The sequence below is a fragment of the Pseudomonas sp. R3-18-08 genome (genome assembly GCF_003852065.1).
GTDB lineage: Bacteria > Pseudomonadota > Gammaproteobacteria > Pseudomonadales > Pseudomonadaceae > Aquipseudomonas.
Window position 1 is genome coordinate 3,358,506 of the sequence record NZ_CP027729.1, and the last position, 18,231, is coordinate 3,376,736.

The following is an 18,231-nucleotide window of genomic DNA, read 5'->3' on the forward strand; positions in this document are numbered from 1 at the left end:
AGACTAGCCATGACCTTTTCAATCGTGGGTCGCTGCGCGGAGACCGGCCAGCTGGGCATCGCCATCAGCTCCTCGAGCATCGCCGTGGGCGCCCGTTGCCCATGGCTGCGGCCGGGTGTAGGTGCGGTCGCCACCCAGAACATCACGCTGCCGGCCCTTGGCCCGGAAGTGCTCGACTGCCTGGAGCAAGGCCTCACGCCGGCGGATGCCGTCGACACAGCCCTGACGCGCAACGGCTACAGCCAATACCGCCAATTGACCGCAATCGATCACCTGGGCCGCAGCGTGCATTTCAGCGGCAGCGAAACCCTGGGCACCCACAATGCCGTGTCGGGCGAGCAATGCGTGGCGGCGGGGAATATGCTCGCCGACCGAGGGGTGATCGAGGCAATGGTCAGCGCCTTCGAACACGGCGAAGGCCAGTTGGCAGACCGCTTGCTCGCGGCGATGCATGCCGCCATCGCTGCCGGTGGCGAAGCCGGCCCGGTGCATTCCGCCGCGCTGGTGGTGGTGGGTGAGCTGACCTGGCCGATCATCAACCTGCGCGTGGACTGGGCCGATGAAGCCCCCATCGGCCAGTTGCAAACACTGTGGGACGCCTACCGTCCGCAAGTGCAGGACTACATCGACCGCGCCCTCGCCCCGGATCGCTCCCCAGGCTATGGCGTGGCCGGAGACGAGCGATGAGCCGCAGCCGCGAGTTGCTGCAGACGCTGGTGGGGTTCGATACCACCAGCCGCGAGTCCAACCTGCAGTTGATCGAGTTCGTGCGCGACTACCTGGAGGGGCTCGGCGTGTCCAGCGAGCTGATCTACAACGCGTCGCGCAGCAAGGCTAACCTGTTTGCCAGCATCGGCCCGGTGGAATTGCCCGGCATTGTGTTGTCGGGGCATACCGATGTGGTGCCGGTGGATGGGCAGCCCTGGACGCTGCCGCCGTTTCAACTGACCGAGCTCGACGGCAAGCTGTACGGGCGTGGCACCGCCGACATGAAAGGCTACATCGCCTGCGTGCTGGCGCTGGTGCCGGAGTTGGTCAAGGCGCGGTTGCGCCTGCCGGTACACATCGCCCTGTCGTATGACGAAGAAGTCGGCTGCCTCGGGGTACGCTCGCTGCTCGACGTGTTGGCGCAACGTCCGGTGAAGCCGATGCTGTGCATTATTGGCGAGCCGACCGAGCTCAAACCTGTGCTTGGCCATAAGGGCAAGCTGGCGATGCGCTGCGATGTACAGGGCGAGGCGTGCCACTCGGCGTATGCACCGTCCGGGGTGAATGCGATCGAGCACGCCGCCGAGTTGATCGGCGAACTGGGGCGCATTGGCCAACGCTTGCGTGCGCACCAGGACCCTCGCTTCGATCCGCCGTTCAGCACCGTGCAAACCGGCGTGATCAGCGGCGGCAAGGCCCTGAATATCGTGCCCGCCGACTGCCGGTTTGATTTCGAAGTACGCGCCCTGCCCTCGACGGATCCGGCTGAAGTGGCGCACGAACTGCACACCTACGCCATGCAGCAAGTACTGCCGCGCATGCAGGCCGTGAGCAAGCAGAGTTCGATTCGGTTCACCGCGTTGTCGGCTTACCCGGGCTTGGTCACCGATGAGCACAGCCAGGCCGCGCAATTGATTGCGTCGTTTTGCGGCTCCAGTGCGTTTGGCACCGTGGCGTTTGGCACTGAGGGCGGGCTGTTTGATGCGGTGGGTATTCCCACCGTGGTGTGCGGGCCAGGCAGCATGGACCAGGGGCACAAGCCGGATGAGTTTGTGAGCGTGGAACAGCTGGCAGACTGTGATGCCCTGTTACAGCGGATGCTGGACTCGCTACGCATCTGAAATACACCACAAATCAAATGTGGGAGGGGGCTTGCCCCCGATTGCGGTGTATCAGTCAACTCATCTGTAGCTGACCCACAGTAATCGGGGGCAAGCCCCCTCCCACATTTTGTTCTGTGTTCAGCCGAGCAATCGCGCCAGCTCTTCACGGCAGTAATCAACGAACAGTTGCACCGGCTTGGTCAGCGGTGCGCGCTTGAGCCACACCGCCGACAATCCCGAGCCTGTGACGGTTTCCGCCAGCGGGATACACACCACCTTCTGCCCATCATAGGTGTACTCGCTGAACGGCTTGGTCACCAGGATCGAAAACCCGAACCCGCGCCCCACCATGCCCCGCACCATCTCGATCGACGGCGAGCTGAACACGATATTCGGCGTCAACCCACGCTCGTCAAAGATGCTCACGAAGTAGGTCCGGCTCGGCAGCACATCCAGCAGAATCATCGGCTCGAGCACCAGGTCGACCAACGACACCTTGGCCTGCCGTGCAAAACGGTGATCGGACGGTAACAACGCGTATGGCTGCTGCGGCGGCATCAAGGGCGTGGTTTCGATGGCGCCGCCCAGGTCGTGCTCAAACAGCATTGCCACATCGATGGTGCCCGCTGTCAGCGCCTGCACCAGCTCCTGCTGCTCGCCGTCACGCAGGCGGATTTCCACCCCCGGCCAGCGTGTCTTGAACCCGGCGATCAGGCGCGGCAGGTACAACGGCGCCACGGTCTCAAAGCAGCCGATATCGATCTGCCCGGCCACCACATCATTGTCGGCCAAGGCGTTCTGTTCGAACTCATGGGCCACCCGCAGCAGCTCCAGCGCCTTGCGATAGAACCGCGCGCCGCTGGGGGTCAGCGACACACCCTGGGCGTGATGGCGGATAAACAACTGCACACCAAAACTGTCTTCCAACTGCTTGATGGCGGTGGACACCGACGGCTGGGCGATATACAGCTTGCGCGACGCCTCGGCGACGCTGCCGCATTCGGCGGTGGTGACGAAATATCTGAGTTGGCGCAGGTTGTAGGCAGCCATCGGGGCCTCCGAAAACGGGGGTTTTCGCCCCAAAAATGTGCAAGAAAAACCGGCTTTTTTCATCGATTCAAGCCCATGCAACATACCGGAGCAAAAACTGCCGCGAGATACTTTTTTTAAGGTCTATAGCAACAAACTTACTAATTTACCTGCCCGTGCCCATTGCAGATGATCACTCCAACAACAAAGCGCCGCCGTTGCTGCGCACAGCGAAGTACGTCCACGTACTCACCTTGCCTTGGAGCTCGTCATGGTTACCACTGCAACATCCTCCGCCCCGCTTATCGAAAAACACACGATTGGATACGTGCCCCCGGAAGATCGCCATGGAAAGGTAAGAGACCTGTTCACCCTGTGGTTCGGCGGTAACATCGCGCCGCTGCCGATCGTCACCGGCGCATTGGGGGTGCAGTTGTTCCACCTCAACCTGGTATGGGGCATCGTCGCCATCCTGGTCGGCCATCTGGTCGGCGGTGTGTTGATGGCACTGCACTCGGCCCAGGGCCCGCAAATGGGCATTCCGCAAATGATCCAGAGCCGTGCCCAGTTCGGCTCCCTCGGCGCGTTGCTGGTGGTGGTGATTGCCGGCGTGATGTACATCGGCTTTTTCGCCTCCAACATCGTGCTGGCCGGCAAATCCCTGCATGGCGTGGTCGATGCGGTACCGGTGCCCGTCGGCATCGTGATCGGCGCCATCGGTTCGGGCATCATCGGCATCATCGGCTATCGCTTCATTCATGTGCTCAACCGCATCGGCACCTGGGTACTTGGCGCCGGCATCGTGCTGGGCTTCGGCTACATCTTCACCCATGTGCAGACCACGGATTTCCTGACCCGCGGCAGCTTCAACATTTCCGGTTGGCTGGCCACCGTTTCCCTCGCCGCGCTGTGGCAGATCGCCTTTGCGCCGTACGTTTCGGATTATTCCCGCTACCTGCCCGCCGATGTACCCGTCGCATCCACCTTCTGGACCACCTACCTGGGCTCCGTACTGGGGTCGAGCCTGGCCTTCATCTTCGGCGCCGTCGCCGTGCTCGCCACCCCGGTGGGCATGGACACCATGGACGCCGTCAAACTCGCCACCGGCGCCATTGGCCCGCTGATGCTGGTGCTGTTCCTGCTCAGCGTGATCAGCCATAACGCCCTCAACCTGTACGGCGCGGTGCTGTCGATCATCACCCTGGTGCAGACCTTCGCCTACCGCTGGATCCCTACGGCGAAAAGCCGCGCGGTGATCTCGGTAGTGGTGCTGGCCGCCTGCGCGATTGCGGCGGTATTCGCCTCCAAGGATTTCATCGGTCACTTCGTCGACATGGTGCTGGTACTGCTGGTGGTCCTGGTGCCGTGGACAGCGATCAACCTGATCGACTTCTACGCGATCCACAAAGGCCAATATGACATCGCCTCGATCTTTCGCGTGGATGGCGGGATCTACGGCAAGTACAACCCACAGGCGCTGCTGGCGTATGCGGTGGGGATCGCGGTGCAGATTCCGTTCATGAATACGCCGCTGTACGTCGGGCCGATTTCCGAACACATCAACGGCGCGGATCTGTCCTGGGTGGTGGGGTTGATGGTGACATCGCCGTTGTACTTCTGGTTGGCGAGCCGGGACAGTGCGTATAAGCGCCGGATGGAGGGGGGCAAGTTGGCGGCGGGGGTCTGATACAAACGCTCGGTTGCGCCCCTGGCTAAGGCCCGTATGTCGAACTCGATCAAAAACTGTGGGAGGGGGCTTGCTCCCGATAGCGGTGGATCATTCAGCACATCAGTGCCTGATCCTCTGCTATCGGGAGCAAGCCCCCTCCCACATTGAATCTTCATACATCAGGCAGACCTGACCGCCATCTCAGCGGCGTAGGCTACCAGCTCCCCGACGCCCCACCGCCGCCACTGGAACCCCCACCACCGGACGAGCTGCTACTGGAATTGGAACTGGAACTTGAACCGCTGGAACTCGAACCCGACCCACCGCCAGACCCCGACCCCGAGCCCTCGCCGACCTTGCCGAAAATAATCAGCGCCACGAACGAAGCGATAGGAAACGCCAGCAGCCAACCGTCGCGACCATCATCCAGCATCCACCCGGCCACCCCATAGACGGCGACCGCCGCCAGCAGCCGCACGACAAAACCTGTGCGGCTGGTCTTCCAGGTGTGCCTCATGATCATCAACAGCAGCAGATACAGCCCCAGCACCGCCAACACAGCCAGCGGCCACGCCAGCCAATGGATAAAACTGACGTTCACATACTGATCCGCCACCCCCAACGCGGCGCTGTAGACGAGTAACCCGACCACGCCGTAAAACAGCGGCCGTAGCTGCCACAACGCGCCGAAGGTGGCGCCGCCAATCAACAGGGTCAGCGGTATTACAAACAGAAACATCGGCCATTCCCGACCACCGCCCAGCAGCGCCAGCAATAACGTGGCCGCCACGGCGACGATCAAGGCCTTGCGCCAATGCACCTTGCCGGCGGCGAGCAGCACCCCAATGAGGCCGCCCAGGACAAACGCCGCCAGTACCGCGATGAGTTGCGGATTGATCCCAGGCCCGGCCACTTTGGGCAGGTCGCCGCCGTCCACCAGCACGGTCAGGGCGTCCACACCCTGTTGAACGCCGCCGGCAAAGTCGCCCTGGCGAAATGCCGGGGTGATGTGCTCTTCGATGATGCGATGGGCCAGCAGGTCGGTGACCGTACCTTCCAGGCCATAGCCCACCTCAATGCGCACCGTACGGTCCTCCTTGGCCACCACCAGCAGGATGCCGTCGTCGACGTCCTTGCGCCCCAGCTTCCAGGCGCGGAACAGTTGGTTGGCGTAGTCTTCGATGCCGGTGTCGCCGGTGCTGGGCACCAGCAATACGGCAAGCTGTGCGCCTTTGCGCTGCTCAAGGTCGGCCAGTTGCTGCTTGAGGCGCAGGACGCTGCCCGCGTCGAGGGTATTGGTCAGGTCTATGACCCGTTGATCCAGCGCAACGCCGATAGGCGATGTGTCGGCCTGGGCGGTCATCCACAGACTGGCAAGCACCAGCACCAGCACACTCATGACGGATTGCCGCAGAATCAGCATCATCTATTGTTACCTGAAGTTTCTTCCTGAAGGCGCCGACTTTACCTTATCTACGCGCAAACGCGTGACCCAGGCCCTGCGACTCTCTAAACTGCCGCCACGCTATATAGCAACAAGCCATCTACGAGAACGCCATGGATCTACGTCACCGCAACAACGTCAATGTGCTGGGCTGCGGCGCTGCGACCCTGGTGTTTTCCCACGGCTTCGGCTGCAACCAGGCGATGTGGAATTACCTGGCACCGCATTTTCTCGAACGCTTTCGCGTAGTGCTGTACGACTTGGTCGGCGCCGGCCTGTCGGACCTTGGCGCCTTCGACAAAGCCAAGTACGGCACTCTGGAAGGTTACGCCCGCGACCTCGACGAGTTGATCGACGCCTACGCCGAAGGCCCGGTGATTCTGGTGGGGCACTCGGTCAGCGCCATGATCGGCACCCTCGCTGACCGTCTCGCGCCGGGGCGGGTCGCGGCGCACGTGATGATTGGCCCATCGCCGCGCTATATCGACGCCGAGGGTTATGTCGGCGGTTTCAAGCGCGACGACATCGAAGACCTGCTCGACACCCTCGACAGCAACTACCTCGGCTGGTCCAGCAGCATGGCCCCGGTGATCATGGGCGCCCCTGGGCAACCCGAGCTGAGCACCGCCCTGACCGAGAGTTTCTGCCGCACCGAACCCGACATCGCCAAGCAATTTGCCCGGGTGACCTTTCTCTCGGACAACCGCGACGATGTGATCGGCCTGACCACGCCGGTATTGATCCTGCAGTCGAGCGACGACTTGATCGCCCCCGTGGCCGTCGGCGAATACCTGCACACAGTGCTGCCCAACAGCACCTATCGCCTGGTAGACAACATCGGCCATTGCCCGCACATGAGTGCGCCCCAGGCGTGCGCGGCGGCGATGGATGAGTTCCTGGCGCCGTGGGCCAACGTCAGTGCCGGCTGAGTCGCTATTCGACAGCGCCGCCTGCGCCCTGGCGGTGACCCAGCAAGACGGCACGATTCTGCACGCCAACCAGCGCTTGGGTGAGTGGCTCGGGCTCAGCGCGGCCCAGCTGCGCGGCCAACGTTTTCAAGACCTGCTGACCATGGGCGGGCGGATTTTCTACCAGACCCACCTGGCGCCGATGCTGCGCATGCATGGCAGCGTCAACGAGGTGAAGCTCGACATTCGCCATCGTGACGGGCACAAAGTCACCGTGCTGCTCAATGCCAGCCAACGCCAGCAGGCCGAGGGCGTGGTGTATGACCTGGCGCTGTTCGGCACCACCGACCGCGACAAGTACGAGCGCGAGCTGCTCAACGCACGCAAGCTTGCCGAAGCGCTGCTTCAGGAAAAAACCGCCGCCGAACAGGCACTGCACCAGGCCCAGGCCGAATTGAGCCAAGCCTATGCCATCGCCCAGCAACGTGCGTTGTTCGCCGAACAGATGGTGGCGATTGTCAGCCACGACTTGAAAAACCCCCTCGCCGCGATCCGCATGGCGTCGGATTTTCTTCGACGCGGCGAGCGCACACCTAAGGAGCATCAGTTGCTCGGGCATATCGACCAGTCATCCGAACGCGCCCAGCGCATGATCGCCGACCTGCTGGACTTCACCCAGGCCCGGGTCGGCCAGGGCATCAGCATCCGGGCGCAGCCACTGGATTTGCACCGGGTGATTCATCACGCCGTGGACGAACTGCGCGTAGCCTTCCCCAGGGCCACGCTGGTGCATCGGGCCGAGGGTCATGGCGACGCGTGCCTGGATGCCGACCGTGTGCAGCAGATGGTCGGCAACCTCGTCGCCAACAGCGTGGCCTATGGTGACCTGCAACAGCCGATCACCGTCATCTCGCGCCTGGGTGCCAGGGGCGGTGAGGTTGCGGTGCACAACTACGGCGCGGCGATTCCCCAAGCGTTGCTGGCCGGGCTGTTCGAACCCATGACCCGAGGCACCCACCAGGGCAGCGATGTGCGCAGCGTGGGTTTGGGCCTGTACATCGTGCGCGAACTGGCCAGGGTGCATGGCGGCGATGTGGCGGTGAACTCCTGCGCGACGCGCGGCACCACGTTCAGCGTGACGTTCCAGGTAGGTACGCCGCACCCTGCATGATCGGCTCGACGCTGCCCGTCAACACCACCCCGCCCTGCCCGTCCCATTGCACCGTCAGGGTTCCGCCATCGCATTCGACCTCCACTTTGTCATCCAGCAGCCCGCGTCGAACGCCGTTGACCACCGCCGCGCAGCAACATGACCCGGAACCCAGCGGCACGCCGCCGCCACGTTCCCAGATCCGCAGGCGGATACGGTTACGCTCGAGCACCTGCACGAAATGCACATTGGTCCTGGCCGGGAACAGCGGGTGATATTCCAGGACCGGGCCCAGCGCTTCGACATCCACCGCAGCGATGTCTTCCACGAAGAACGTACAGTGCGGATTGCCCATGCCGCAGGCGGCCGGTTCACCGTCGATGGGCAGCACGCGGGTGTCCATCGCCCGCGCCAGCGGCACCGCCTCCCACGCCAACGATGGCTCGCCCATGTCCACCGACACCCGCTGCCCGTCCACGCGTACGCAGGTGAGCAGTCCACGGTCGGTACGCAGTACCACGGCATGGGTGCCGGCCTCATGCATCAAGCGGTCGGCCACGCCTCGTGTGGCGCTGCCACAGGTTTGCAGCGGCGTGCCGTCGCAGTTCCAGAACTGAATGCGGGCGGCGGCGTCGTCACAGTCGAGCATGACCGCGAGTTGATTGAAACCGATCCCGGTGTGCCGGTCGCCCAGGCGTCGGGCGATCTGCGCCGTGATAGGGTTATCCTGGCCACGGCGGTCGATGATGATGAAGTCGTCGCCGTGGGCGTGCATCTTGACGAAGGGCAAGGTCATGAACGGTCCTGTAGTCGAACGAAACAGCCCCACTCTAACACCCCCGTAGCAGCGAGGAGATCAACCATGCTTATCGTATTCAGCGGCCTGCCCGGCACCGGCAAGACCACAATTGCCCGGGAACTGGCCCGCCAGATGGGCGCGGTGTACCTGCGCATCGACGTGATCGAACAAGCGCTGCGGGAGGCTGGTGTGCTGGCGGGGGATGTGGGTGCCAGCGGTTATGGCGTGGCGAATGCGTTGGCACTGAGTAATGTGCGCCTGGGGCAACGAGTGATCGCTGACTGTGTGAACCCGGTGAGGGAGAGCCGCGAAGCTTGGCGAGGCGTAGCGCGGGCGGCGGGCGTTGAGCTGGTCGATATCCAGGTGATTTGTTCTGATCAGCAGGAGCATCGGCGCAGGGTCGAGAGCCGTGAAAGCGATATTCCAGGGTTGCTGCCGCCGACTTGGCAGTCGGTGTTGACACATGAATACGAAGCCTGGGATGAGCCGCCGTTCCTGCTCGATACAGCGCGGCTCACACCCGCACAGGCCATCGCGTCGGCCCACGCACTGCTTGATCGTCCCCACGCTCCGCGTGGGCATGCAGCCCGTGACGCTCTGCGTCACCTGCGCAACGGGACGCGGAGCGTCCCAGCAGGCATTCCCACGCGGGAGCGTGGGAACGAGCCCTGACAGAGGGTTGGTGTCAGTCGGGGAAGTTGGCGCGCAACGCTTCCAGGCCATCGCTGTACACGCCGGCAAACAGCTCCTCCACCGCTGCATCCGTGGTGCCCTCAGCCGGCGTGAACACGCCGGACCAGGTTACTTTGGCAGACGATGCGGTCAGCGCTTCAACCTGCACGGTCGCCAAGTAAGCGCTCACCGGAAACGGCGACTGCTCAATGGTGTAGCTGTAGGTGCGCGCCACGTTGTCGAAGGTCTGCAACCGCTCGACAATCTGGCCGCCATCGGCAGCATGCAGGTGACGCACGCGGCCACCGTCGCTCGGCTCGCTTTTGGCGATGAAGGGCAGCCAGTCAGGCAGGCTGTTGAAGCCACCGATGAGTTTCCAGACCTGGTCAGCCGACGCAGGGATTTCGATCACAGAAGACGCTGTTGCCACGATAAATACTCCAGAGCGTTAAAAATCAGATCGCCATGCTGTCGACAACACCACCGTCGACCCGCAACGCGGCGCCGGTCGTGGCAGACGACAGCGGTGAAGCAATGTACGCCACCAGGTTGGCCACTTCATCCACATTCGCCGCGCGCTGGATGATCGACGTCGGCCGCGCGTTGCGCACGAACACATCGGCCTCGTCCCGCGCGGTGCGCCCGGATTGTTGCGTGGCGTCGTTGAGCATGTGCTCGAGGCCATCGGTGAACGTCGGCCCCGGCAGGATCGCGTTGACCGTCACACCGGTACCTGCCAGGCGCTTGGCCAGGCCATGGGACACCGCCAGATTGGCGCTTTTGGTCACCCCATAATTGATCATGTCTGCCGGGGTCGCCACGCCGGATTCAGACGACACAAAGATCACCCGCCCCCAGCCCTGCTCGACCATGCCCGGTACGTAATGCCGCGCCAGGCGCACGCCGGAGATCACGTTGACTTCATAGAAGCGCGTCCATTCACTGTCCGGTGCCTCGAAGAAATCCACATCATTGAAGATGCCCAGGTTGTTGACCAGGATATCGGCGCGGGGTTCGGCGGCGAACAGTGTCTCGGCGCCTTCGACCGTGCCCAGGTCGGCCACGCACCCGCGCAGATCGGCGCCTGGCACCGCCTGGCGGATGCTCGCCAGTGCAGCGTCGACCTTGCCGCTGTCACGCCCGATCACCACCACGGTGGCACCGGATTGCGCCAGGGCCTGACTGATGCCCAGGCCGATCCCGGCCGTGCTGCCGCTGACGATGGCTACTTTGCCGCTCACATCGATTTTCATGGTTGAACTCCTGAAGTTAAAGCGGCAGAGGCGCGCGAGGCGAGATCAACTGCGCATCGCGCAACGCCTGCCAGAAGGCTGCTGGAATCTGCTCTGACAACGCCGCCACGTCTTCGGCAATACGCCCCGGACGACTGGCACCGGGAATCACCGCGGCCACGGCCGGGTGGGCCAGGGAAAACTGTAGCGCAGCGGCCTTGACGCTGACGCCAAACGCTTGGGCGATCGCCTTGATCTGCTCGACTTTGCCGATGATCGCCGGGCTGGCCTGCTGGTATTCAAAGTGCGCGCCGCCGGCAAGGATGCCGGAGCTGTAGGGGCCACCGACCACGATCTCAACGTGCTGTGCGAGGGCCGCGTCCATCAGGCGCTGCAAGGCACGCTCGTGGTCGAGCAGGGTGTAGCGGCCGGCCAGCAGAAAGCCGTCGGGTTGGGCTTCGGCCAGGTCCAGCGTCAGCTCGCACGGTTCGACGCGGTTCACACCCAGGCCCCAGGCCTTGATCACGCCTTCTTCGCGCAAGCGCGTCAGCACCTTGAACGCGCCGGTACGCGCCTGGTTGAAGTACTCCAGCCACTGATCGCCGTAGAAATCCTGGGCAATGTCGTGAATCCACACGATGTCCAGGCGGTCGGTGCGCAGGCGCTCAAGGCTGTCTTCGATCGAGCGCAAGGTGGCGTCGGCGCTGTAGTCATTGAGCATTTTGTTCGGACGGCCGTGCTCGAACACACCGCTTTTCTCGCCCAGGTCACGGGCACTTTCTTCGACCTCGTCGAGAATCACCCGGCCGACCTTGGTGCTGAGCACATAGTCGTCGCGGTTGTAATGGGACAAGGCCTGGCCCAGGCGGATTTCCGACAACCCCGAACCGTAGAACGGCGCGGTATCGAAATAACGCACGCCGTGATTCCAGGCGGCCTCGACGGTGGCCTGGGCTTCTTCTTCAGGAATGGCGCGGAACATATTGCCCAGCGGTGCGGTGCCAAAGCCCAGTACGCCGGGCAGTTTGTCTTTCAAGCTCATGGTGGTTCCTCAATCGGTTCAGGGTCGCGATGACCGTTGAGCAGATCCTAGATTGCCTGGATCGGACCGTCCAAGACATACTACGACCAACTTGAGTCCCGATAGGTCTTACATGATTGATCTACGCCAACTGCGCTACTTCGAAGTGGTCGCCGAAGAACAACACGTCGGCCGTGCGGCCGAGCGCCTGCACATCTCCCAGTCACCGTTGAGCCGGCAGATCGCCCAGCTTGAAGAGCGCCTGGGCCTGACGCTGTTCGAACGCAGCCAGCAACGCATCCGCCTGACCCGCGACGGCCAGACCTTCCTCGCCGAAACCAAGGCGCTGCTGACCCACGCCAACCGCCTGGAGTCCCTGGGCAAGCGCCTGGGCCGCGGTGAAGAAGGCGGTTTGTGCATCGGCTATATCGAGAACGCCATGCACGCCGGGGTATTGCCCACTGCCCTGCGCGTGCTGCGCGATGACCGGCCTAACGTGCATATCAAGCTGTATAACCTGCCCTCCCTTGAACAGTTGGAAGGCCTGCGCCAGCGCAGCCTGGACATTGCCCTGGTGGGCGAACCACCAGCGGCCGACGACCCGGACCTGACCGCCCGCCAGGTGCTCGATGAACCCATGCTGCTGGCCTTGCCCGAACATCACCCGCTGACGCAGCAACACGAGCTGCTGCCCGAACACCTGGCCGATCAACAATGGATCGGCGTACAGCGCAAACCCGGCGCCAGCCCGGCCGACGACTTCGTCGCCGCGTGCATCCGTGCCGGTTTCACTCCACAGATCCCCATGGAAGCCAGCGAGCCCTTCACCGCATTGGGCCTGGTGGCCTCCGGACTGGGCGTGGCCATGGTCCAAAAAGGCCTGAGCCGCAACGCACCACCCGGCGTGGTGTTGCGCGAGCTGCCCTGGCTGAGCTACACCACCCCGCTGTGGGCGGCCTGGCACCGGATCAACCTGCGGCCGTTGGTGGAGACGTTTCGCAAAGTGCTGACCGAACCCCAAGGCTGACGCGATCCAAACTGTGGGAGGGGGCTTGCTCCCGATAGCGGTGGGTCAGTCAGCTCATCTATGGCTGATATACCGCAATCGGGAGCAAGCCCCCTCCCACAGTTTGACCGAGTCCATACTGGCATCTTGTAAAGTCCCGCACTTCCCCCTAGCTTATGCGCCCCCCCGCCCAGCGCTTTAAGGCCTTGCCCCATGGTTTTGCGTTTTCTTCCCGTCGTCACTTCACGTTTCGCCCTTGGCCTGTTGTTCAGTGGTGGCATCGGTCACAGCCTGGCGGCGCAGGTTGAGCTGCCGGCGGTGCAGATCCAGGGCCAGGATGAGTCCGGCTATCGCACGCAAACCGCCGCGGTCGGTGGCTTCGATGAGGCGCCCCTGCTCGATACGCCCGCCTCGATCAGCGTGATCAACGCCGCGCTGATCAAGGACCAGCAGGCCCGCCTGCTCAGTGAGGTGCTGCGCAATGACGCCTCGGTGGGCGACAGCTACGCGCCGATCGGCTACTACGAAAACTTCGTGGTGCGCGGCTTCTCGCTGAATGCGGCGAGCAGTTACAAGATCAATGGGCGCACCATCACCGGCGAGCAGAACGTCGCCCTGGAAAACAAGCAACAGGTGGAAGTGCTCAAGGGCCTGGCCGGCTTGCAAAGCGGCATTTCCGAGCCCAGCGGGGTGATCAACTACGTGACCAAGCGCCCCGAAGACGTGCGTTCGGTGACGGTGTCCAGCGATGAGCGCGGCAGCGGTTATGTGGCCACCGATGTCGGCGGCTGGTTCGGCAGTGAGCAGCAGTTCGGCCTGCGCGCCAACGTCGCCCACGAGGATCTGAATTCGTACGTGGAGCATGCCAACGGCCAGCGCGATTTTGTGTCCCTGGCCTTCGACTGGAACATCAGCCCGGATGCCGTGCTGCAACTGGATGCTGAATACCAGAACAAACAGCAGCGCTCGGTGCCGGGTTATCAATTGTTGGGCGGTACCGAGGTACCCCACGACGCCTCGCCGAAAAAACTGCTCGGCCACCAGACCGGTTCCAGACAAGTGGGCATCGACTCACTGAACCTCAACGGCAAATTCGAATATCGTTTCAGCGATCAGTGGAAAGGCAACATCAGCGCGGCGCGCAGCAAGGTGGTGATTGACGATTACAGCTCATTTGCGTGGGGCTGCTACGGCTCGGCCAGCTGCAGCTCGGCAAGCGTGCCGAACTACTTCAGCCCCGAAGGCAACTACGACGTCTACGACTACCGCAGCCCCGACGATACGCGGCGCGACGATGAAGTCCAAGCCGCCATGACCGGCCTGTTCGACACCGCAGGCATAGGCCATGAACTGATCTTCGGCACCAGCGCGTTTCGCCGGGTGATCGACAAGCGCAAGTCGGTCAATGAGCCCATTGGCACCGCCAATATCGACGCAGATGCGCCGAGCTTCCCGCCGACTGACAAACCGTTGAACGACAGCCACCGCAACCTCGACAGCCGCCAGTACGGCCTGTTCGTCACCGACCGCATTCGCTTCAACGAGCAATGGCAAACCATCCTCGGCGGCCGCGAAGTACGCCTGGACGAAACAGCCTTCGACGGCGTCACCGGCAACCAGGCCCGCCACACCCAACAGTATGTGTTCCTGCCGCAGGCTTCGTTGATCTACAAACCGATTGAAAACATCTCGCTGTACACCAGCTATAGCAAAGGGCTGTCCCTGGGCGGCACCGCGCCCTGGTTTGCGAACAACGCCGATGAAACCCTGGCGCCCACCACCTCGCGGCAAATCGAAGCCGGGGTGAAATACGACTGGCGCCGCATCAGCTTCGCCGCCGCCGTGTTCCAGACACGCCAGGCCTATCAGTACGCGAAGCCCGAAGACGGCGGGTTCAACTATGTGCAACAAGGCGAGCAGAAAAACACCGGGATCGAAGTGTCGGCCAATGGCTGGGCCACCGAGCGCCTGCAGGTTTCCACCAGCGTCGCGGCGATCCGGGCGCGAGTGAACGGCAGCGGCACGCCGGCATACGAAGAGCACCAGGCGATCAACGTGCCCAAGCTGCGCGCCAGTGTGTATGCCGACTATGCATTGCCATGGGTCAACGGCCTGGCGGTGCTCGGCGGTGTGCAATACAGCGCCAAGAAGTACGCCAACCGCAACGGCACTGTGGACGTGGGCGATTATGCGGTGGTCAATATTGGCAGCCGCTATACCACCCGGGTCGATGGCTATGAAACGGTGTTTCGCCTGAGCGTCGACAACCTGTTCGACAAGCGCTACTGGCGCGACGCGGGCGAATACATGGGCGATGACTACCTGTTCCAAGGCGCGCCGCTGACGGCGCGCCTGAGTGCCTCGGTGAATTTCTAAGGGTTACTTGGGCATCTTGCGAAAGCCAACGGCCAGGCGATTCCAACTGTTGATGGTGGCGATCGCCACGCTCAGGTCAACCTGTTCCTGCGGGCTGAATTCGGCGGCCAGTGCGTTGAAGTCTGCGTCCGGGGCGTGGGTCTGGCTGAGCAGGGTCAGGCTTTCGGCCCAGGCCAGGGCGGCGCGTTCACGCGGGGTAAAGAACGGGGTTTCACGCCAGGCCGACAGGGTGTACAGACGGCGCTCGGTTTCGCCGCCCTTGCGTGCATCGGCAGTGTGCATGTCGAGGCAGAATGCGCAGCCGTTGATCTGCGAGACGCGCAGGCGCACCAGTTCCAGCAGCGGCAGTTCGATGGAGAGTTTGCCGACCGCCGCCTCGAGGGCAAGCATGGCTTTCATGGCGTCGGGGGAAGCGGTGTAGAAATCGGTACGGGTTTGCATGGTGGAACTCCAGAACGGTGGGGATTGGTGAGCAGATTAGTCACCTGGGCGTTCTGGAGAAATAGCCAATCCGGGCGAAGAACAGGTGACCAATCTACAGGCCACGGTTCTTCAACCACTGCAGGAAGCCCTTCTTCACCGGCACCACCGGCGCGTCCTCGGTCAGCGCCTGGGCGGCATGCACGCGGAAATCCAACAGCGCCTTCATGGCTTCGCCGATGTCATGCCGTGCATCCAGGCAGGGCTTGAGGTATTCGTTTTCGATGCGGTACAGGGTGCAATAAGTCTTGGCGGTGAAGTCCGCCAGCGTGGCCTGGTCGGACAAGATGCCGGACTCGCCGATCACCTCCCCCGGCCCCATGCGCCCGGCTTCGAACTTATGGCCACCCTTGAGCAACATCACCGAAACCACACCGGATTCAATGATGAACAAATGGTCGCTGACCTCCCCCGCCGGCAGGATCATGTCGCCGGCGCGGTAGGTGTGCAGGGTCATGTTCTGGCTGAAGGTGTCTTTTTCCTCCTGGCGCAACGTGGAAAAGATCGACGAACGCTCAAGCAAGGCCCGCGCGCCGGAGACCGTGGCGGGCGTGCTGCCTTCGGTGGCAGACAACAGGCCCACACCCGCCGCCTGCAAGTGCCGGAATGCCAGGTCGTAAAGCTGATTGCGCACTTCGCGCTTGAGGCCCATGGCCGGCACGAAGCCGCTGATTTCATACTCCACGCCGCCACTGGCCGATGCCTTGAACGCCACGCTGGGCGCCGGCTTGGCCAGCAGCGCCCGGCAGCCCTGCATCGCCCGCTCGAGGGCCTCGATCACCGTTTGTGGGCGCGCATGGGGGCTCACTTGCAGGCTGACCGCCAGGCCGAACATGTCCGCCGGGCGCGAGAAGTTGATGATCTTGGCCTTGGCCGCCAAGGAATTGGGGATGACTGCCAGGCTGCCCTGGGACGTCTGCAACCGCGTGGCGCGCCAGTCGATATCGGTGACGCGGCCTTCGGTGCCGTCAATGGAGATCCAGTCGTCGATCTGGTAAGGCTTGGTGGTGTTGAGGACGATCCCGGAAAACACGTCGCTCAGGGTGCTTTGCAGCGCCAGGCCGACGATGATCGCCACGGCGCCGGAGGTAGCGAGCACGCCCTTGACCGGTAGGTCGAGCACGTAAGCCATGGCGGCGATGATCGCGATCAGGAAAATCACGGCGCCCATCAGGTCCTGCAACAACCGCCCGGTATGGCCGACCCGCTGCATCATCACCGCGCCGAGCAATACTGTGAGGGTGCGCGCGGCGAACAGCCACCAGCCGATCTGCAACGCGGTGGCCGCCAGGTGCAGGGTGGTGTCATCGGCGTAGGGCGCCGCTTGCATGGGGTTCATGCCGTCGTTGAACAACACTGCGCTGAACACCGCAAAGATGACCAGCCGCGCCGCGAGTTTCCAGTTGGCGAGCGTGGGCGAGATAAGGCGCCACACGGCAATGTCGATAAGGATCAGCGCCACGGCGCACAACATCGGGTGATCAGCGATAAATGAGGGCATCCAGGCGACTCCAGGGCGAATGCCGAGAAGATCGCATGAAATGGCGATGGCGGGTATAGCGCAGGAAAAAATGTGGGAGGGGCAAGCCCTGATGCCAGTCAGTCAGGCTTTTTGTAGGAGCGAGCTTGCTCGCGAAGAACTCAGGGCCCCCGCGTTTATCCAGAATGAACGCGTTGCCTGGACGTTTTTCGCGAGCAAGCTCGCTCCTACAAGCATCAACCCTGCATCCACCCGAACTTGCCCGACTGGAAGTCAGCAAAAGCCTGGTGGATTTCCTGCTCAGTGTTCATCACGAACGGACCGTGGCCGACGATGGGCTCGTCGATCGGCTCGCCGCTGAGCAACAGCACCTTGGCGTCGTCATTGGACTCCAGGGTGAGCCGGTCACCGTCACGCTCAAACAACGCCAGTTGCCCTCGGCGCGCGACTTCCTCGCCATTGATCAACACCGTTCCGCTCAGAATCACCAGCGCGGTGTTACGCCCGGCGTGCAGGTCCAGCGTAACGGCCTTACCGGCCTTCAGGCGCAAGTCCCACAGGTCAATCGGCGTAAAGGTACGCGCAGGCCCCTGAGTGCCGGCGAACTCACCGGCGATCAAGCGCAGTTGCCCCGCGTCGCCCGGCAGCGGCAACACCGGAATGTCGCCATCCACGATAGTCTGGTAACCGGCGTCGGCCATTTTGTCCTTGGCGGGCAGGTTGACCCACAGTTGCACCATCTCCAGCGCCCCGCCTGCGCGCGCGAAAGCTTCGGAGTGGAACTCTTCATGGAGAATGCCTTTGGCGGCTGTCATCCATTGCACGTCGCCCGGGCCAATTTTGCCACCGGCACCGGTAGAGTCGCGGTGTTCGACTTCGCCGTCATAGACGATGGTCACCGTTTCAAAGCCGCGATGGGGGTGCTGGCCGACACCGCGACGGGCGTCGGTGGGCGTGAAATCGACCGGGCCGGCGTGGTCCAGCAGTAGGAATGGGCTGATGTGTTTGCCCATCGTGTCGTAGGAAAACAGCGTACGCACCGGAAAGCCGTCGCCGACCCAATGGGCGCGGGGGCTGGTGTAGATACCGATCAGTTTTTTCATGGTGTACCTCCAAAGTGCCTACACCATAAGTCTCCCAACCGTTGAACACTA

17 protein-coding genes are annotated in these 18,231 nt (G+C 62.9%); 8 read left to right on the forward strand and 9 right to left on the reverse strand.

Annotated features, from left to right (window positions below):
- Positions 1 to 9 precede the first annotated feature (9 nt).
- Together C4J92_RS15330 and argE are read left to right on the forward strand one after the other, a co-directional pair.
- A complete protein-coding gene (locus C4J92_RS15330) occupies positions 10 to 687 on the forward strand; it encodes a DUF1028 domain-containing protein (RefSeq protein WP_124404469.1) in 678 nt (225 codons plus the stop codon).
- Complete coding sequence (gene argE / locus C4J92_RS15335; protein ID WP_124404470.1) at positions 684 to 1,829, forward strand: acetylornithine deacetylase; 1,146 nt, start codon at positions 684 to 686, stop codon at positions 1,827 to 1,829. Before C4J92_RS15330 ends, argE begins: the two co-directional genes overlap by 4 nt.
- A gap of 120 nt (positions 1,830 to 1,949) precedes the next feature.
- Here argE and C4J92_RS15340 read toward each other — a convergent pair whose 3' ends face one another.
- Complete coding sequence (locus tag C4J92_RS15340) at positions 1,950 to 2,861, reverse strand: LysR substrate-binding domain-containing protein (RefSeq protein WP_124404471.1); 912 nt, start codon at positions 2,859 to 2,861, stop codon at positions 1,950 to 1,952.
- Between the two features lie 250 nt (positions 2,862 to 3,111).
- Between C4J92_RS15340 and C4J92_RS15345 the strand changes: the two genes are divergently transcribed.
- On the forward strand, positions 3,112 to 4,527 hold the full coding sequence (locus C4J92_RS15345) for a cytosine permease (RefSeq protein WP_124404472.1): 1,416 nt from the start codon (positions 3,112 to 3,114) through the stop codon (positions 4,525 to 4,527).
- 196 nt (positions 4,528 to 4,723) lie between these two features.
- Here the strand turns inward: C4J92_RS15345 and C4J92_RS15350 are convergent, their stop codons facing one another.
- Positions 4,724 to 5,935 carry a YgcG family protein gene (locus tag C4J92_RS15350; protein WP_124404473.1) on the reverse strand — a complete coding sequence of 404 codons (1,212 nt, stop codon included), beginning with the start codon at positions 5,933 to 5,935 and terminating at the stop codon, positions 4,724 to 4,726.
- 131 nt (positions 5,936 to 6,066) lie between these two features.
- Here C4J92_RS15350 and C4J92_RS15355 point away from each other — a divergent pair, with 131 nt between their 5' ends.
- The gene (locus C4J92_RS15355) at positions 6,067 to 6,882 is read left to right on the forward strand and encodes an alpha/beta fold hydrolase (RefSeq protein ID WP_124404474.1); all 816 of its coding nucleotides are present in this window, start codon (positions 6,067 to 6,069) and stop codon (positions 6,880 to 6,882) included.
- A complete protein-coding gene (locus C4J92_RS15360; RefSeq protein ID WP_124405813.1) occupies positions 6,872 to 8,032 on the forward strand; it encodes a PAS domain-containing sensor histidine kinase in 1,161 nt (386 codons plus the stop codon). The genes C4J92_RS15355 and C4J92_RS15360 overlap by 11 nt, the downstream gene beginning before the upstream one ends.
- Here the strand turns inward: C4J92_RS15360 and dapF are convergent.
- Positions 7,992 to 8,807, reverse strand: coding sequence for a diaminopimelate epimerase (gene dapF, locus C4J92_RS15365; RefSeq protein WP_124404475.1), 816 nt, complete (start codon positions 8,805 to 8,807; stop codon positions 7,992 to 7,994). The genes C4J92_RS15360 and dapF overlap by 41 nt on opposite strands.
- A gap of 66 nt (positions 8,808 to 8,873) precedes the next feature.
- Between dapF and C4J92_RS15370 the strand changes: the two genes are divergently transcribed.
- Positions 8,874 to 9,482 carry an AAA family ATPase gene (locus C4J92_RS15370; RefSeq protein ID WP_124404476.1) on the forward strand — a complete coding sequence of 203 codons (609 nt, stop codon included), beginning with the start codon at positions 8,874 to 8,876 and terminating at the stop codon, positions 9,480 to 9,482.
- Between the two features lie 13 nt (positions 9,483 to 9,495).
- Here the strand turns inward: C4J92_RS15370 and C4J92_RS15375 are convergent, their stop codons facing one another.
- Genes C4J92_RS15375 through C4J92_RS15385 form a run of 3 tightly spaced genes read right to left on the reverse strand, consistent with a single transcriptional unit; the run spans position 9,496 to position 11,756 of the window.
- Positions 9,496 to 9,912, reverse strand: coding sequence for an SRPBCC family protein (locus C4J92_RS15375; RefSeq protein WP_124404477.1), 417 nt, complete (start codon positions 9,910 to 9,912; stop codon positions 9,496 to 9,498).
- Positions 9,913 to 9,937: 25 nt separating this feature from the next.
- Positions 9,938 to 10,735, reverse strand: a complete 798-nt coding sequence (locus C4J92_RS15380) for an SDR family NAD(P)-dependent oxidoreductase (protein WP_124404478.1) — start codon at positions 10,733 to 10,735, stop codon at positions 9,938 to 9,940.
- A 16-nt stretch (positions 10,736 to 10,751) separates the two neighbouring features.
- Positions 10,752 to 11,756, reverse strand: coding sequence for an aldo/keto reductase (locus C4J92_RS15385; protein ID WP_124404479.1), 1,005 nt, complete (start codon positions 11,754 to 11,756; stop codon positions 10,752 to 10,754).
- A gap of 112 nt (positions 11,757 to 11,868) precedes the next feature.
- Here C4J92_RS15385 and C4J92_RS15390 point away from each other — a divergent pair, with 112 nt between their 5' ends.
- Together C4J92_RS15390 and C4J92_RS15395 are read left to right on the forward strand one after the other, a co-directional pair.
- Entirely contained in the window at positions 11,869 to 12,762 is an 894-nt protein-coding gene (locus tag C4J92_RS15390) for a LysR substrate-binding domain-containing protein (protein ID WP_124404480.1), read from the forward strand.
- A 192-nt stretch (positions 12,763 to 12,954) separates the two neighbouring features.
- Positions 12,955 to 15,117: a TonB-dependent siderophore receptor gene (locus tag C4J92_RS15395; protein WP_124404481.1), complete on the forward strand. Its 2,163-nt coding sequence runs from the start codon at positions 12,955 to 12,957 to the stop codon at positions 15,115 to 15,117.
- Between the two features lie 3 nt (positions 15,118 to 15,120).
- Here the strand turns inward: C4J92_RS15395 and C4J92_RS15400 are convergent, their stop codons facing one another.
- The 3 genes from C4J92_RS15400 to C4J92_RS15415 all read right to left on the reverse strand — a co-directional run bounded on the left by C4J92_RS15400 (position 15,121) and on the right by C4J92_RS15415 (position 18,180).
- The gene (locus C4J92_RS15400) at positions 15,121 to 15,558 is read right to left on the reverse strand and encodes a carboxymuconolactone decarboxylase family protein (RefSeq protein ID WP_124363208.1); all 438 of its coding nucleotides are present in this window, start codon (positions 15,556 to 15,558) and stop codon (positions 15,121 to 15,123) included.
- Between the two features lie 94 nt (positions 15,559 to 15,652).
- A complete protein-coding gene (locus tag C4J92_RS15405) occupies positions 15,653 to 17,098 on the reverse strand; it encodes a mechanosensitive ion channel family protein (RefSeq protein ID WP_124404482.1) in 1,446 nt (481 codons plus the stop codon).
- 215 nt (positions 17,099 to 17,313) lie between these two features.
- On the reverse strand, positions 17,314 to 18,180 hold the full coding sequence (locus tag C4J92_RS15415) for a pirin family protein (RefSeq protein ID WP_124404484.1): 867 nt from the start codon (positions 18,178 to 18,180) through the stop codon (positions 17,314 to 17,316).
- Positions 18,181 to 18,231: the final 51 nt, after the last annotated feature.

Excerpts from the sequence above, each read along its gene's own strand:
- C4J92_RS15330 (WP_124404469.1), top strand. The coding sequence starts at position 10 with ATGACCTTTTCAATCGTGGGTCGCTGCGCGGAGACCGGCCAGCTGGGC.
- argE (WP_124404470.1), top strand. The coding sequence starts at position 684 with ATGAGCCGCAGCCGCGAGTTGCTGCAGACGCTGGTGGGGTTCGATACC.
- C4J92_RS15340 (WP_124404471.1), bottom strand. The coding sequence starts at position 2,861 with ATGGCTGCCTACAACCTGCGCCAACTCAGATATTTCGTCACCACCGCC.
- C4J92_RS15345 (WP_124404472.1), top strand. The coding sequence starts at position 3,112 with ATGGTTACCACTGCAACATCCTCCGCCCCGCTTATCGAAAAACACACG.
- C4J92_RS15350 (WP_124404473.1), bottom strand. The coding sequence starts at position 5,935 with ATGATGCTGATTCTGCGGCAATCCGTCATGAGTGTGCTGGTGCTGGTG.
- C4J92_RS15355 (WP_124404474.1), top strand. The coding sequence starts at position 6,067 with ATGGATCTACGTCACCGCAACAACGTCAATGTGCTGGGCTGCGGCGCT.
- dapF (WP_124404475.1), bottom strand. The coding sequence starts at position 8,807 with ATGACCTTGCCCTTCGTCAAGATGCACGCCCACGGCGACGACTTCATC.
- C4J92_RS15370 (WP_124404476.1), top strand. The coding sequence starts at position 8,874 with ATGCTTATCGTATTCAGCGGCCTGCCCGGCACCGGCAAGACCACAATT.
- C4J92_RS15380 (WP_124404478.1), bottom strand. The coding sequence starts at position 10,735 with ATGAAAATCGATGTGAGCGGCAAAGTAGCCATCGTCAGCGGCAGCACG.
- C4J92_RS15385 (WP_124404479.1), bottom strand. The coding sequence starts at position 11,756 with ATGAGCTTGAAAGACAAACTGCCCGGCGTACTGGGCTTTGGCACCGCA.
- C4J92_RS15390 (WP_124404480.1), top strand. The coding sequence starts at position 11,869 with ATGATTGATCTACGCCAACTGCGCTACTTCGAAGTGGTCGCCGAAGAA.
- C4J92_RS15395 (WP_124404481.1), top strand. The coding sequence starts at position 12,955 with ATGGTTTTGCGTTTTCTTCCCGTCGTCACTTCACGTTTCGCCCTTGGC.
- C4J92_RS15400 (WP_124363208.1), bottom strand. The coding sequence starts at position 15,558 with ATGCAAACCCGTACCGATTTCTACACCGCTTCCCCCGACGCCATGAAA.
- C4J92_RS15405 (WP_124404482.1), bottom strand. The coding sequence starts at position 17,098 with ATGCCCTCATTTATCGCTGATCACCCGATGTTGTGCGCCGTGGCGCTG.
- C4J92_RS15415 (WP_124404484.1), bottom strand. The coding sequence starts at position 18,180 with ATGAAAAAACTGATCGGTATCTACACCAGCCCCCGCGCCCATTGGGTC.